This window comes from Halovulum sp. GXIMD14793 (assembly GCF_054457435.1).
The window spans coordinates 13,777-27,484 of the sequence record NZ_JBTLNE010000011.1 but is presented as its reverse complement, the minus strand read 5'-3'; the positions used below and the strand labels follow the sequence as shown (position 1 = coordinate 27,484).

Here is a 13,708-nt window from a genome sequence, read left to right as displayed (position 1 = left end):
ACCGAAAGGCGGTTCGCCGCGCCACAGCTCGGCGATGCGCAGCTCCACGCAAAAGGGCGGGTTTCCGCTCCATATCGCTTGCAACCAACTTAATCACTCCCCATCTCTGTTAAGGACAAAAGACCCGCTTTGGGCTGTCCTTAACACTCTGGGCCGAACCGTCCTGTGCCGCTTCGCGGGCAGGCATTGAGGCGCCGAAAAGGAGATATGATTATGAACTATGAAAAGTTCACCGAACGGTCACGCGGCTTCGTTCAGGCTGCCCAGACCATCGCATTGCGCGAAAACCACCAACGCCTGCTGCCCGAGCATCTGCTGAAAGCGCTGCTCGATGATGAAGAAGGCCTGTCCTCCAACCTGATCAAGCGCGCAGGCGGCGATCCCGTCCTTGCGCTGCGTGGCGTCGAAGACGCGCTGTCGAAACAGCCGCAAGTCGAAGGCGGCGGCGATCAGATGTTTATGGACAATGCCACCGCCCGCATCCTGACCGAGGCGGAAAGCCTGGCCGAAAAAGCCGGCGACAGCTATGTCACGGTCGAACGCCTGTTGACTGCCATGGCGATGTCGAAATCCGATGCAGGCAAAGCCCTGAAAGATGCGGGCGTCACCCCGCAAGCGATCAACGAAGCCATCAATGATATCCGCAAGGGCCGCACGGCCGACAGCGCCAGTGCCGAGGACACGTTCGAGGCGCTGAAAAAATACGCTCGCGACCTGACCGAGGCGGCACGCGACGGCAAGATCGACCCGATCATCGGTCGGGACGAGGAAATCCGCCGTTCCATGCAGGTGCTGTCCCGGCGGACCAAGAACAACCCGGTGCTGATCGGGGAACCCGGCGTCGGCAAAACCGCGATTGCCGAGGGCCTTGCCCTGCGCATCGTCAACAAGGACGTTCCCGAAAGCCTGCAGAACAAGCGGCTGATGGCGCTGGATATGGGTGCGCTGATCGCTGGCGCGAAATATCGCGGTGAGTTTGAGGAACGCCTGAAATCCGTCCTGAATGAGGTGACCGCCGCTGCCGGTGAAATCATCCTGTTCATCGACGAGATGCACACGCTGGTCGGCGCGGGTAAAACCGATGGGGCGATGGATGCCTCCAACCTTTTGAAACCTGCCCTTGCGCGCGGCGAATTGCATTGTGTCGGTGCGACAACCCTTGATGAATACCGCAAGCATGTGGAGAAAGACGCCGCCCTGGCCCGCCGGTTCCAGCCGGTGCTGGTCGAGGAACCGACCGTGCCCGACACCATCTCCATCCTGCGCGGGATCAAAGAGAAATACGAGCTGCATCACGGCATCCGGATCAGTGACCGGGCGCTGGTGGCCGCGGCCACCCTGTCGGACCGCTACATCACCGACCGCTTTCTGCCCGACAAGGCCATCGACCTGATGGACGAGGCTGCCAGCCGTCTGCGGATGGAGGTGGACAGCAAGCCCGAGGAGCTTGACGCGCTTGACCGCGATATCATGCAAAAGCAGATCGAGGCCGAGGCGCTGAAACTTGAGGATGATGATGCCTCCCGCGATCGGTTGCAAAAGCTTGAGGCGGAACTGTCCGACCTGCAGGAAAAATCCGCAGGCATGACCGCGCAATGGCAGGCCGAGCGGGACAAGCTGGCTGGCGCGCGCGACATCAAGGAAAAGCTGGATCATGCCCGTGCCGAGCTAGATCAGGCCAAGCGCGAGGGCAACCTGGCCAAGGCAGGCGAACTGCAATTCGGTGTTATCCCCACGCTGGAAAAGCAACTGGCCGAGGCCGAAGCTGCAGAAGAAACCGACGTCATGGTCGAAGAGGCCGTGCTGCCCGAGCATGTCGCCGCTGTGGTCGAACGATGGACCGGCATCCCCGTCGACAAGATGCTGGAAGGCGAGCGCGACAAGCTGCTGCGCATGGAAGAGGAAATCGGCAAACGCGTCATCGGCCAGATCGAGGCTGTTCAGGCGGTTTCAAATGCTGTGCGCCGTGCGCGGGCTGGCCTGAATGATCCCAATCGGCCCATGGGTAGTTTCCTGTTCCTTGGCCCCACCGGCGTCGGCAAGACCGAACTGACCAAAGCGCTGGCGGAGTTCCTGTTTGACGACGACACGGCGATGATCCGGGTCGATATGTCCGAATTCATGGAAAAACACTCCGTTGCCCGCCTGATCGGCGCGCCTCCGGGCTATGTCGGTTATGACGAGGGCGGGGTGCTGACCGAAGCGGTGCGGCGCAAACCCTATCAGGTGATCTTGTTTGACGAGGTCGAAAAGGCGCATTCGGATGTTTTCAATGTGCTGCTTCAGGTGCTGGATGATGGTCGCCTGACCGATGGGCAGGGGCGCGTCGTGGATTTCAAAAATACCCTGATCATCCTGACCTCGAACCTTGGTGCGCAGGCGCTCAGCGAGTTGCCTGACGGGGCCGATACCGAAGAGGCGCGCGAACAGGTGATGACGGCGGTGCGGGCGCATTTCCGCCCCGAGTTTCTGAACCGCCTGGATGAGATCGTCCTGTTCGACCGGCTGAGCCGCGCCAATATGGATGGCATCGTGGATATCCAACTTGGCATCCTCGGCCGCCGCCTGGCCCCGCGCAACATCACGCTGGCGATTGACGAGGCCGCGCAAACCTGGCTGGCCGATCAGGGCTATGACCCGGTCTATGGCGCGCGGCCCCTGAAACGGGTGATCCAGAAAGCGGTGCAGGACCCACTGGCCGAGATGCTGCTAGCCGGCGACGTCCTGGACGGCCATACCATCCCGATCACCGCCGGAGCCGACGGCCTGATCATCGGCGACCACAGCACTGAGGACCGGCCCGAAAGTGCGGCGGTGCATTGATTGGCCGTTATGTGAGTTAAGGTGGCGGCGCGTCCGCGCCGCCCTTTCCCAGTTTCCGTAAGCTTGCATATTTAGACTTTTCCCGAGGTCCCAGCTGGCGCTACGAAAGCACAATATGTTGGCAGCGTTGTGTGCTTTGCTACGAGGGCTTGAAAGAAAGAATCACATATCTAAACCGAAGGTCGGTTAGATTCTATCGTTTGCCATCGCAAACCAAGCACCCCTCCCGGGCCTTCATTCCGACCACCCGTGACTCTCCATACAGCGCATCGAAGATCAGCATGCGGCCAGACAGGCGGGTTCCGGTGTTTGTCAGGTGTTTGATGGCCTCGCCTGCCATCATTGACCCCATGACCCCGGCAAGGGCGCCCATGATGCCGGCCTCGGCGCAGCTGGGGGCAAGGCCGTCTGCGGGGGCTTCGGGGAAGATGCAGGCGTAGCAGGGGGTGCCGTTGGACGGGTCGTAGAGGCTGATCTGGCCTTCCCATTGGCTCATCGCGGCGGCGATCAGCGGGATTTTCAGGCGGGTGGCGGTGGCGTTGACCAAGTACCGCGTGGCAAAGCTGTCCGAGCCATCGAGGATCAGGTCATGACCGGCCAGCAGGTCGGCGTTCGCCTCGCTCAGGCGGGTCTGGTGCTGGGTGACTTTGACATGGGGGTTGACCTCTGCCAGGGCCAGGGCGGCGCTTTCGGTCTTGGCCATGCCGATGCGGGATGTGGCGTGCAGGATCTGGCGTTGCAGGTTGGACAGGCTGACCGTGTCGTCGTCGATCACGCTTAGATGGCCGACCCCGGCGGCGGCCAGATACGTCAGGGCCGGGCAGCCCAACCCCCCGGCGCCGACAACGGCGACCTTTGCTGCCTTCAGCTTCATCTGCCCCGGGCCGCCGATCTCGCGCAGAACGATATGGCGGGCGTATCGGTCCAGTTCTTCGGGCGTCAGGCTCATTCCAGATCCTTGGTGTATATGGTGCGCGTCGGCCCGGCGGCGCAGGGCAGGGTGGCCAGCGGGCGGTAGCCCAGTTCGGTGCAGAACGGGTTCGCCTGAGGGTCAGGGCAGGACAGCATCATCGTGCCCGCCCCGCGCGCTTTGGCTTCGGTTTCCAGCCGCGTCAGCAGCTCCCGTCCCAGCCCTTGCCTGCGGTGGGTCTGCGCGACCCAAAGCGCGCGAATTTCGGCAAGGCCAAGGCCATGCTGTACCTGCCCTCCGGCCATGATCTTGCGATCCGGGCCGTAGGAGGCGATTGCGAACGTATCACGCCCGGACTGGGCCGCCTGAGGGGCGATCTCTGCTGCGATCCTCGCCTCCAACCTGCGGGCCAGCGCTGTGTCATTCTCCAGCAGTTCAAATCCGCCTTGGGCCTTGGCGGTGCGTTTGCGACGGGCAATCTGGCGGAACAGAAGCCGATAGCCCGCGATAACAGCGACGACAAAGGCCAGTTGGACGAAGCCCTGAAACTCCGCAATGCCGGGGCGGGCGGTTGGCTGTGCGATCCAGATCATCGCCACCATCCCGAGCGTGCCAATCCCTATGCCGATCATCAAAGCACGTGGCGCATCCAGCGCACGGGCGATCAGAAGCCCCGCACCGCCGATCAGCAGGAACCAGATGGTCATGTCATTGCCCGGTGGAGCCGAAACCACCCTTGCCGCGCCGCGTTTCGCTGAGCGACGCCGCCTCAGACCAGCGGACCTGCAACACCGGTGCCAGAACCAGCTGTGCGATGCGTTCGCCATGGGTGATGGTAAAGGGCTGTGCGCCATGGTTGATCAGGATCACACCGACCGGCCCGCGATAATCGGCATCAATCGTACCGGGCGCGTTCGCCAGCGTTACCCCGTGTTTCAGGGCCAGGCCAGAGCGCGGTCTGACCTGCATCTCGAACCTTTCGGGGATTGCGACGGCAAAACCGGTTGGGATTAGGGCGCGTTCATTTGGGGACAGGGTGATACCATCGCTGCGGTTCTCTGCGGCAAGATTGGCATGCACGTCCATGCCTGCGGCCTGATCTGTCTGATAGGCGGGTAGGGGAATCAGGGGATCGGCCCCGTCGAGACGGGTGATTTCGACCGAGATCAGGGGTTGGGTGCGGATCATGAAAGTGCCTCGGCGATGCGGGCGGCCAGTTGGCGCGCGGTTTGGTCCTTGGACATGCGTGGCCAGGGCTCGGCCCCTTGCTCGGTAATCAGGGTGACGGCGTTTTCGGTGCCGCCCATGATGCCGGTTTCGGCGCTGACATCATTGGCCAATATCCAATCGCATCCCTTGCGCTGGCGCTTTGCGGTGGCATGCGCGACCACCGTATCGGTTTCGGCGGCGAAACCGATCACAAGCGCGGGGCGCTTGTCGGCATGCTGTGACAGGCCCGCCAAGATATCCGGGTTTTCCGAAAACTCCAGTTTGGGCAATCCACCTGCATCCTTTTTGATCTTCTGATCTTTCGCGCCCAGCACATGCCAGTCTGCCACCGCTGCGGCGCATATTGCGGCATCTGCGGGCAATGCGCCCTCAACCGCGTCAGCCATCTCGGCTGCGGTTTTCACTTCGATCACGGCGCAGCCTTCAGGGCGTGGTGCCTCTGCCGGGCCAGTCACAAAGGTCACCCGTGCGCCCAGCCCGATCAGAGCTTGCGCAATCGCCAGCCCCTGCCTGCCAGAGGACCGGTTGGCAATATAACGCACCGGATCAATAGGTTCATGGGTCGGGCCAGAGGTCACAAGGATATGTTTCCCCCTAAGCGGCCCACTGATCATCGCATCCGTGATGGCCGCAATAATCTCATCCGGTTCCGCCATCCGCCCGGGGCCAAATTCGCCGCAAGCCATGTCGCCCTCATTCGGACCAACACAGAGGATCCCGTCATCCGTCAAAGTCGCCAGATTGCGCTGCGTTGCGGGATGCTGCCACATGCGCACATTCATCGCCGGGGCCATCAGGACTCGCTTGTCCGTTGCCATCAGCAAGGTTGATGCGAGATCATTCGCGATACCACCCGCCATCTTGGCCATCAGATCGGCCGTCGCCGGGGCCACAACCACAAGGTCCGAGGCACGGCTGAGTTCGATATGCCCCATCTCAGCCTCATCGGTCAGGTCGAACAACTCGGAATAGAGCTTTTCACCCGCAAGCGCCGACACGGAAAGCGGCGTGACAAATTCCTGCCCGGCGCGTGTCAGCACCGGCGTGACTTTTGCGCCCGCTTTCTTCAGGCCCCGGATCAGTTCCAGAGACTTATAGGCCGCGATGCCGCCGCCAATGATCAGAAGGATTTTGCGTCCTGCCAGCATGATACCGCCCTTATCCATTGCGCTGAAATTAGGGGGAACGCGCGGGCAGGGCAAGCCGCGTCAGGACTTCTCGAAGGCCTTGCACGGATCGTCGCGCTCTACAGGCAGGGTAACGTGATACCCATCATAGGGAATGTCGCCAGCGGGCGCGGCCTCTAGTTGCGCAAAGGTAAAAAGCGTCACGGATGGCGCGGCGTGGCCCAAAGCAGCGGGCGCCCCCCAATCCAGACGGGCGTGCCCGTTGCCGGTCACGACCAGAACTGTCCCGCCCGTGTCTTTCAGCGCCCGCAACACCGCCGCGGCCAGCGCGGCATCGCGCAACCGTTGCGCTTCGACCATGCCGGGCAGCATTTCGGCGGATAGCGCCCGACAATGCGCCTCATCCTGCAAGACTTCGCGGGTGGTCTGCTCACGCACGGGCAGGGGCTGATCCAGCCCGAACAGCACAGCACCATCCCCAAGAACCCGTGCGGCCCCTTCCCGGACCGCCGCCTGCGCCTTGTCGCGCGGCACGGCTGCCCCGTAAACAATCGCGTCAGCACTCCGCATGATCTGAGCGTAATGCGCAATCGACGGCCAACCGGATTGCCCCCAATCCAGCGCCGCCGCAAGCTCAGCATCGCTGGCACCAGAGCGCAAAAGGCGGTTCAAGGTATCCTCCTGCTCAGGGGCAACCATTTCAAAAACAATCGCTGACGGTTGCAGGGCGGCAGCAAATTCGCGCTGCACGAAGTGATGTATCGGGTTGTCATGCACCTCGCCCACGATCACCACGTTTTGCCGTTTGGCAATATTGATGGCAGCACTGACCGTAAGCTCGGCCGCCCCTGCCGGGACGGCCAGCATCATCAGCAGCAGCGCCGCCCGCATTCAGCCCCCGGCCAGATGCTCGGCAGCAAGCCCGCTTTTATCCTCCAGCGCCTTGCGCAGTTTTTTCAGCGCCTGCGCCTCAAGCTGGCGGATACGTTCCTTGGACAGACCCAGCTCATTGCCAAGGCTTTCCAGTGTGCGGGGCTGATCCTTCACCTGCCGCTCCACAATGATCATGCGCTCGCGGTCGTTCAGGTTTTGCATTGCATCGGCCAGCCAGTCGCGGATCTTCGACAGATCGCGATCCCGGGCCACGGTCTGATCGGCACCAGGGGTTTCATCCTCCAGCGTTTCGACCCATTCGCGGCCCTCTTCGCCCGCCTGCTGCGCGTTCAGTGAAAAATCCCCGCCCGACAGCCGCGCATCCATCATTTCCACGTCGCGCAGTGGCACGCCGACCTCGATGGCGATTTTCTGGCGCAGGTCCTCGCCATTCAATTCCTCGCCCCGCGCGCCCGCCTCACGTTCAAACTTCGCCCGGACCCGACGCAAATTGAAGAACAGCGCTTTCTGGGAAGAGGTCGATCCCGTGCGCACCATCGACCAGTTGCGCATCACATAATCCTGGATAGACGCCTTGATCCACCATACGGCATAGGTCGAGAACCGCACGCCGCGATCCGGATCGAATTTCTCGGCCGCTTTCATCAGGCCAACACCCGCCTCCTGCACCAGATCGGGCATCGGCGCCCCATAGCGCCGATATTTCCCCGCCATGGACACCGCAAGGCGCATATAGGCCTTGACCAGTCGGTGCAGCGCGGCCTCATCCCCCTTGTCGCGCCAGGCGCGGGCCAGTTCCAGTTCCGTCTCGGCATCCAGCATCTCGGCAGCCATGGCCTGCCGGGTGACCGATTTCAGGGCGTCGATATCTGTGCTCATGGCAAGTTCCCCCGGGGTCTTTGGTGACGGATCGGTCTGATCCATTCTCTGAGTATGTGTACTGTGCGCCGCAAAAACCAACTCCTCAACTCAAGAAAATGTTTCATTCCACTATGAAATAGTCAGGATCACAAAGCCCAATTGGACGCGAATTGCCTGCCGTCGCACAGTCAGGCGGTACAAAACGAAGGGATGCCAATGTCTTACGACCTCGCCATCGGTGACCGGATGTTCTCCAGCTGGTCTTTGCGCGGCTGGCTGCTGTTTGCCGGCTTTGATCTTCACGTAAACGTGTCACATGCCTTCATGCGGACGCCGGGCTTTTCAGAGATGTTGCAGGGATTCGCCCCCGCACGCCTGGTGCCTGCGGTGCGCCTTGACGGCGACGTGGTCTGGGACACGCTGGCCATCGCAGAAACCCTGGCCGAACGAAACCCTGGGGCTGGGCACTGGCCCGCCAACCCCACTGACCGTGCCCGCGCCCGATCGCTGGTGGCCGAAATGCACTCCGGTTTCACAGCTCTTCGCGGTGCCTGTCCGATGGATCTGCGCTGCACCTACCCCGATTTTGTTGCCAGCGAAGCAGTGCGCGCCGACCTTGAGCGCCTTGAAACCCTCTGGGCGCTCGCCGGTGACACAACCTGGCTGTTCGGCGATTATTCTGTCGCGGATGCGTTCTTCGCACCGGTCGCAGCCCGCATCGCCACATACGCCCTGCCGGTCGGCCCGCAGGCGCAGGCCTATGTCGCCCGCCACCTGTTTCATCAACCCTTCCGGCAATGGCGCGCCATGGCCTTCGCCGCATTCCGCACGCAACCTCAGTATGAAACCGATCTCACACCCGGCCCATGGCCCGGTCCGGCCCCACGCCTAGCCTCTGCGGCAGTTCATGTCACCCCGATAAACCAAAACTGCCCCTTCTCCGGCGCGCCGGTGGACAAGGGATCGCTTGCCGAAATCAACGGCACACCTATCGGTCTATGCAACCCCTTCTGCCGGGACAAAACCGTCGCCGACCCCGATGCGTGGCCCGAAGTCACCGCATTGCTGAACTCCGTATAGCCTTCATTGTTCCCCAGATATCCCCGCCGGAGGCATCCAACATCCAAATACCAACCGACCATTAACCCCAAATTTACCCAACCTGCGCCCAATGCCGTCAGGAGGATCGCATATGGTCGCGCGCGCCTATTCCGTTGCCTTTCATGGGATGGAGGCCAAGCTGGTTGAGGTGCAATGCGCCGTCCAGCCGGGCCTGCCAGCCTTTAACCTTGTTGGCCTGCCGGGCAAAGCGGTGTCCGAGGCCAAGGAACGGGTCCGGGCGGCTCTGACCTCGCTTGGGCTGGCGCTGCCCGCCAAGCGGATCACCGTCAACCTTTCGCCGGTTGACCTGCCCAAGGATGGCTCCCATTTCGACCTGCCCATTGCACTGTCGGTACTGGCCGCGATGGAGGTGCTGCCTGCCGAAGATATTGCCGCACAGATCGCCATGGGGGAACTGTCGCTTGATGGCAAGCTGCTGCCCGTGCTGGGCGCTTTGCCCGCCGCTCTGGCTGCTGGCGAAAACAACCTGTCCCTGGTCTGCCCTGCCGCCTGCGGGGCAGAAGCCGCCTGGGTCGGCGCAGTGCAGATCATTGCCCCGGACAGCCTGTTGTCGGTCATCAACCATTTTACTGGACGCACCGTTCTCAACCCTGCCGAACCGGGGGAGGTTGCCACGCCCAAGGCCGGGCCGGATATGCGCGATGTCAAAGGACAGGAAAAAGCCAAACGCGCGCTAGAGATCGCGGCGGCAGGGCGTCATCATCTTCTGATGGTTGGCCAGCCGGGGGCGGGCAAATCCATGCTGGCCGCGCGTCTGCCCGGGATCTTGCCGCCGCTTGACGCGTCCGAGGCGCTGGAAACCTCCATGATCCATTCACTGGCCGGGCTGTTGGATGAGGGGGGGATCAACCGCGAACGGCCCTATCGCGCGCCGCATCACACCGCCTCGATGGCGGCAATTGTAGGCGGTGGACGCTGTGCGAAACCGGGGGAGATCAGCCTGGCGCATCACGGGGTTTTGTTTCTGGATGAGTTTCCGGAATTTCCGCGCCCGGTGCTGGAAACCCTGCGTCAGCCGATTGAAACCGGTGATGTCGTCGTAGCCCGCGCCAATGCCCATGTCACCTATCCCTGCCGCTTCATGCTAGTGGCCGCCGCCAATCCCTGCCGCTGCGGCTATCTGGGCGATGCCAACCGCGCCTGTTCGCGCGCGCCGATCTGCGGTGAAGATTACCTTGGCCGCATCTCGGGCCCGCTGATGGACCGGTTCGATCTGCGGATTGAGGTGCCCCCGGTGGGCCTGCGCGATCTGGCGACCGCCCCGGCCGGCGAGGCCTCGGCTCAGATCGCGGATCGCGTCGCCACAGCCCGCGCCCTGCAGACTGCCCGCTATTCCAGTGAAACCGGCATACGCGTCAATGCGGATATCGACGGCGATCTTCTGAAGGATGTCTGTCAGCTAACCTCTGAGGCCACCGCACTGATCGACCGCGCTGCAGAACGGCACGCCATGTCCGCCCGGGGCTATCATCGCGTCTTGCGTGTCGCCCGCACCATCGCCGACCTAGCCGGGGAAGAGGTAATAGGCACACCGCATCTGGCCGAGGCAATCGGCTATCGGCTGGCTGCCCGCGTCGCGATGGCGGCCTGATCCTGCGCAAGGGCTTGTGACAGAAACGTATCGACCTTTCGCAAGGCGTGATTGGCTTCGGGCAACCATCCCCAAATCACCTGAAACCCATGAATACCATGCGGTAAGACATCCAGTTCCGCCGCCACCCCGCAGGCCCGCAGCCGAGCCACCGCGGCCTCGGCATCGCTGCGCAAAATCTCGGTCTGTGCGACTTGCACCAGCACCCGCGGGGCACCCTTGAAATCGCCGAAAACCGGCGAGGCATCGGGCAATTTCGGGTCTGCATCGCCCAGATACCAGCCCCGGATTTCCTTCATCCGGCTGGCTGGCAGCAAGGCGTCCGCCTGCTCATTTTCGGAAATAGAAGCCCCGGACAGGGTCAGATCGGCCCATGGCGAGAACGCGACCACCGCTTGCGGCATGGGTAAGCCTTTCGTGCAGATCCGATGCAACAACCCCAGGGTCAGACCGCCCCCGGCACTTTCGCCCGCGATGATCACTGGCCCCTCAGCGACAAGCGCGCGATAAACTGCTTCCACATCGTCAAGCGCATCGGGATATTGATTTTCCGGCGACCGGCGATAGTCCGGCAACACCGCGCGGTAGCCCAGCGGTTTGGCCAGCCGCGCGGCCAGCCCCTGATGCGTTCGCGCCGAACACAGCACATAAGCGCCGCCGTGGATATACATCAATGTACCGGGTCCGGTGCCGCCACTGCGCACCGACACCCCCGCCAGCGCCGATGTGCGGAACCGATAAATCCAGCGCCCCCGCAGAAAAACCCGCGACAGAACCTCCCATCGCGCACGGGCAAAGCCGACATTCTGCATCCGGGCAAGAATCGGCTTATAGCCCCGCCGCATCGTGGCCATTGCAATCCGAAGCAGAATCGAGGGTTTCATGCCCGCCGCGCCTCAATCGCTTCCCAAATCTTTGCGGTGATGTTGGTGCCGTCGAAACGCTCAACCTCCTGCAGCCCGGTGGGCGAGGTTACGTTGATCTCCGTCAGCCAGTCGCCGATCACGTCGATGCCAACAAAAATCTGACCTTTCGCGCGCAGCAACGGTCCGATCCGGGCGCAAATCTCCCGATCCCGGTCGGTCAGCTCCACCTTTTCAGCCCGCCCGCCAACATGCATGTTGGAGCGCGTCTCGCCCGCCGCCGGAACCCGGTTGATCGCGCCAACCGGTTCCCCGTCGACCAGAATGATCCGCTTGTCGCCGTTGGACACGTCGGGCAGGAATTTCTGCGCGATCAGAGGCTCGCGGTTGATGCTGGTAAACAGCTCGTGCAGCGAGTTCAGATTGCGATCCTCGGCCGTCAGCCGGAACACACCGGCCCCGCCATTGCCGTAAAGCGGCTTGAGGATGATATCGCCGTGCTCCTCTTTGAAGCCTTTGATCGTATCCAGATCGCGGGCGATCATGGTGGGCGGGGTCAGTTCCTGAAACTGCAGGACCAGCAGCTTTTCGGGATAATTCCGCACCCAGAACGGATCATTTACCACCAATGTATCGGGGTGGATCATATCAAGAATATGGGTCGTGGTGATATAGCCCATGTCAAAGGGCGGGTCCTGACGCAGCCAGACGACATCCCAGTCGGCCAGATCGGTGACCTGCTCTTCCCCCAGCGTGTAGTGATTGTCAAGTTCGCGTCGCACGGTCACAGGCCAGCCACGGGCCAGAACCCGGCCCCGGTCAAAGCTAAGCTTATCGGGGGTGTAGTAAAACAATTCATGCCCGCGCGCCTGCGCTTCCTCCATGATGCGGAAACTGCTGTCGGCCTCGATATCAATCGGGGCAATAGGGTCCATCTGGACGGCGACACGAAGCATTGGAAGGACCCCTTTTCTGGTGTGGTACGGGCAGATTTGGTGCAAGTTGGCGGGTGTTTCAAGTTTCGCCGGTCACAGGTTTTCCGGATCCTTGCCCAGCTTTCGCCGCGCCTCTTCTGCCATGGCGTCGCGCTTTGACTGTTCCTTTTGGAATATTGTCAGCCATTTGGGCGTGATCTTGCCCTTGTAGTGGCCGCCCCGGATGGCGCGTTCCCGCTCTACCTTTGTTGTGCCAAGCCACCAAATTGTCAGAAAGACGACCGCCACTATCCCGGCGATGAACCAGATCACATGTTCGGCCGCGAAAGCCCGGGTTGTCGCCAGAAGCTCTGTCATAGCATTGCGGGGACCACCTGATCCGGCGGTCGGTGCCCATCGGCAAAGGTTTTGATGTTGATGATGACCTTTTCGCCCATCTCAAGCCGCCCCTCAACAGTGGCCGAACTCATATGCGGCAACAACAGCACGTTATCCAGATCGCGCAGACGCGGGTTGACGGTATGGCCGTGTTCAAAGACATCCAGCCCCGCCCCGGCCAGCTCACCCGCCCGCAGCATCCGGGTCAGCGCGTTTTCATCGATCACCTCGCCGCGAGAGGTGTTGACGATAAAGGCACTTGGTTTCATTAGCTTCAGCCGCCGCGCGTTCAGAATATGAAAGGTTGAGGGCGTGTGCGGCAGGTTGACGGACAGGATGTCGACCCGCGCCAGCATTTGATCCAGGCTTTCCCACCAGGTTGCCTCCAGCGTTTCCTCGATATCGGAATGCAGGCGGCGGCGGTTGTGGTAATGCACCTGCAGGCCAAAGGGGCGGGCGCGCCGGGCGACGGCCTGTCCGATGGATCCCATGCCAAGGACACCCAGCCGCTTGCCGCCAATCCGGTGCCCCATCAGCGCCGTCGGCGACCAGCCCGGCCATGCGTCGGTGCGGATCAATGCCTCGCCTTCCTTCATCCGGCGCGGCACGGCGAGGATCAATGCCATGGCCATATCGGCGGTATCCTCAGCCAGAACGCCGGGGGTATTCGAGACCATGATGTTACGGCTAAGCGCGCTTTCGACGTCGATATGATCGAAACCGGCACCATAATTGGCAATCAGCCGCAGGTTTTCGCCTGCGCGAGCCAACAGGTTGGCATCAATCTTGTCGCCCAGCGTGGACACCAGCACATCGGCGCGCGCCATGGCGTCGGCCAGCGCATCCCGCCCAATGGGGACGTCACTATCCGAGAGTTCTGCGTCAAACAGCTCATGCAGCCGGGTTTCGACCGGTTCTGGTAGCTTTCGGGTCACAATGACTTTCAATTTCTGGCCGGGCATGCGGGGTCCTGT

The 13,708-nt window shown here is 62.1% G+C and carries 13 protein-coding genes; 3 read left to right on the top strand and 10 right to left on the bottom strand.

The window, feature by feature from the left end; translation table 11 throughout:
• The first annotated feature begins 213 nt into the window (after positions 1-213).
• A complete protein-coding gene (clpB, locus tag ACW9UQ_RS04385; protein ID WP_458929785.1) occupies positions 214-2,823 on the top strand; it encodes an ATP-dependent chaperone ClpB in 2,610 nt (869 codons plus the stop codon).
• Positions 2,824-3,016: 193 nt separating this feature from the next.
• Here the strand turns inward: clpB and ACW9UQ_RS04380 are convergent, their stop codons facing one another.
• Genes ACW9UQ_RS04380 through ACW9UQ_RS04355 form a run of 6 tightly spaced genes read right to left on the bottom strand, consistent with a single transcriptional unit; the run spans position 3,017 to position 7,863 of the window.
• Positions 3,017-3,772, bottom strand: a complete 756-nt coding sequence (locus tag ACW9UQ_RS04380) for a HesA/MoeB/ThiF family protein (RefSeq protein WP_458929784.1) — start codon at positions 3,770-3,772, stop codon at positions 3,017-3,019.
• Positions 3,769-4,440, bottom strand: a complete 672-nt coding sequence (locus ACW9UQ_RS04375; RefSeq protein WP_458929783.1) for a GNAT family N-acetyltransferase — start codon at positions 4,438-4,440, stop codon at positions 3,769-3,771. Before ACW9UQ_RS04375 ends, ACW9UQ_RS04380 begins: the two co-directional genes overlap by 4 nt.
• A gap of 1 nt (position 4,441) precedes the next feature.
• Positions 4,442-4,921, bottom strand: a complete 480-nt coding sequence (dut, locus tag ACW9UQ_RS04370) for a dUTP diphosphatase (RefSeq protein ID WP_458929782.1) — start codon at positions 4,919-4,921, stop codon at positions 4,442-4,444.
• Positions 4,918-6,111: a bifunctional phosphopantothenoylcysteine decarboxylase/phosphopantothenate--cysteine ligase CoaBC gene (gene coaBC, locus ACW9UQ_RS04365; RefSeq protein ID WP_458929781.1), complete on the bottom strand. Its 1,194-nt coding sequence runs from the start codon at positions 6,109-6,111 to the stop codon at positions 4,918-4,920. Before coaBC ends, dut begins: the two co-directional genes overlap by 4 nt.
• Positions 6,112-6,171: 60 nt before the next feature.
• On the bottom strand, positions 6,172-6,981 hold the full coding sequence (locus ACW9UQ_RS04360) for a ChaN family lipoprotein (protein ID WP_458929780.1): 810 nt from the start codon (positions 6,979-6,981) through the stop codon (positions 6,172-6,174).
• Entirely contained in the window at positions 6,982-7,863 is an 882-nt protein-coding gene (locus ACW9UQ_RS04355) for an RNA polymerase factor sigma-32 (RefSeq protein ID WP_458929779.1), read from the bottom strand.
• A 198-nt stretch (positions 7,864-8,061) separates the two neighbouring features.
• Between ACW9UQ_RS04355 and ACW9UQ_RS04350 the strand changes: the two genes are divergently transcribed.
• Positions 8,062-8,925: a glutathione S-transferase gene (locus ACW9UQ_RS04350; protein WP_458929778.1), complete on the top strand. Its 864-nt coding sequence runs from the start codon at positions 8,062-8,064 to the stop codon at positions 8,923-8,925.
• A 112-nt stretch (positions 8,926-9,037) separates the two neighbouring features.
• The gene (locus ACW9UQ_RS04345) at positions 9,038-10,558 is read left to right on the top strand and encodes a YifB family Mg chelatase-like AAA ATPase (RefSeq protein WP_458929777.1); all 1,521 of its coding nucleotides are present in this window, start codon (positions 9,038-9,040) and stop codon (positions 10,556-10,558) included.
• On the opposite strand, the gene ACW9UQ_RS04340 is transcribed toward ACW9UQ_RS04345, so the two are convergent.
• The 4 genes from ACW9UQ_RS04340 to ACW9UQ_RS04325 all read right to left on the bottom strand — a co-directional run bounded on the left by ACW9UQ_RS04340 (position 10,522) and on the right by ACW9UQ_RS04325 (position 13,696).
• Entirely contained in the window at positions 10,522-11,442 is a 921-nt protein-coding gene (locus ACW9UQ_RS04340; protein ID WP_458929776.1) for an alpha/beta hydrolase, read from the bottom strand. The two genes, ACW9UQ_RS04345 and ACW9UQ_RS04340, sit on opposite strands and share 37 nt — an antisense overlap.
• Positions 11,439-12,377: a glutathione synthase gene (gene gshB / locus ACW9UQ_RS04335; protein WP_458929775.1), complete on the bottom strand. Its 939-nt coding sequence runs from the start codon at positions 12,375-12,377 to the stop codon at positions 11,439-11,441. The genes ACW9UQ_RS04340 and gshB overlap by 4 nt, the downstream gene beginning before the upstream one ends.
• A gap of 72 nt (positions 12,378-12,449) precedes the next feature.
• Entirely contained in the window at positions 12,450-12,713 is a 264-nt protein-coding gene (locus ACW9UQ_RS04330) for a hypothetical protein (RefSeq protein WP_458929774.1), read from the bottom strand.
• A complete protein-coding gene (locus ACW9UQ_RS04325) occupies positions 12,710-13,696 on the bottom strand; it encodes a 2-hydroxyacid dehydrogenase (RefSeq protein ID WP_458929773.1) in 987 nt (328 codons plus the stop codon). Before ACW9UQ_RS04325 ends, ACW9UQ_RS04330 begins: the two co-directional genes overlap by 4 nt.
• Between the last annotated feature and the right edge of the window lie 12 nt (positions 13,697-13,708).

Bases quoted from the DNA above. Each gene is read 5' to 3' on its own strand.
- clpB (WP_458929785.1), top strand. From the start codon at position 214: ATGAACTATGAAAAGTTCACCGAACGGTCACGCGGCTTCGTTCAGGCT.
- ACW9UQ_RS04380 (WP_458929784.1), bottom strand. From the start codon at position 3,772: ATGAGCCTGACGCCCGAAGAACTGGACCGATACGCCCGCCATATCGTT.
- ACW9UQ_RS04375 (WP_458929783.1), bottom strand. From the start codon at position 4,440: ATGACCATCTGGTTCCTGCTGATCGGCGGTGCGGGGCTTCTGATCGCC.
- dut (WP_458929782.1), bottom strand. From the start codon at position 4,921: ATGATCCGCACCCAACCCCTGATCTCGGTCGAAATCACCCGTCTCGAC.
- coaBC (WP_458929781.1), bottom strand. From the start codon at position 6,111: ATGCTGGCAGGACGCAAAATCCTTCTGATCATTGGCGGCGGCATCGCG.
- ACW9UQ_RS04360 (WP_458929780.1), bottom strand. From the start codon at position 6,981: ATGCGGGCGGCGCTGCTGCTGATGATGCTGGCCGTCCCGGCAGGGGCG.
- ACW9UQ_RS04355 (WP_458929779.1), bottom strand. From the start codon at position 7,863: ATGAGCACAGATATCGACGCCCTGAAATCGGTCACCCGGCAGGCCATG.
- ACW9UQ_RS04350 (WP_458929778.1), top strand. From the start codon at position 8,062: ATGTCTTACGACCTCGCCATCGGTGACCGGATGTTCTCCAGCTGGTCT.
- ACW9UQ_RS04345 (WP_458929777.1), top strand. From the start codon at position 9,038: ATGGTCGCGCGCGCCTATTCCGTTGCCTTTCATGGGATGGAGGCCAAG.
- ACW9UQ_RS04340 (WP_458929776.1), bottom strand. From the start codon at position 11,442: ATGAAACCCTCGATTCTGCTTCGGATTGCAATGGCCACGATGCGGCGG.
- gshB (WP_458929775.1), bottom strand. From the start codon at position 12,377: ATGCTTCGTGTCGCCGTCCAGATGGACCCTATTGCCCCGATTGATATC.
- ACW9UQ_RS04330 (WP_458929774.1), bottom strand. From the start codon at position 12,713: ATGACAGAGCTTCTGGCGACAACCCGGGCTTTCGCGGCCGAACATGTG.
- ACW9UQ_RS04325 (WP_458929773.1), bottom strand. From the start codon at position 13,696: ATGCCCGGCCAGAAATTGAAAGTCATTGTGACCCGAAAGCTACCAGAA.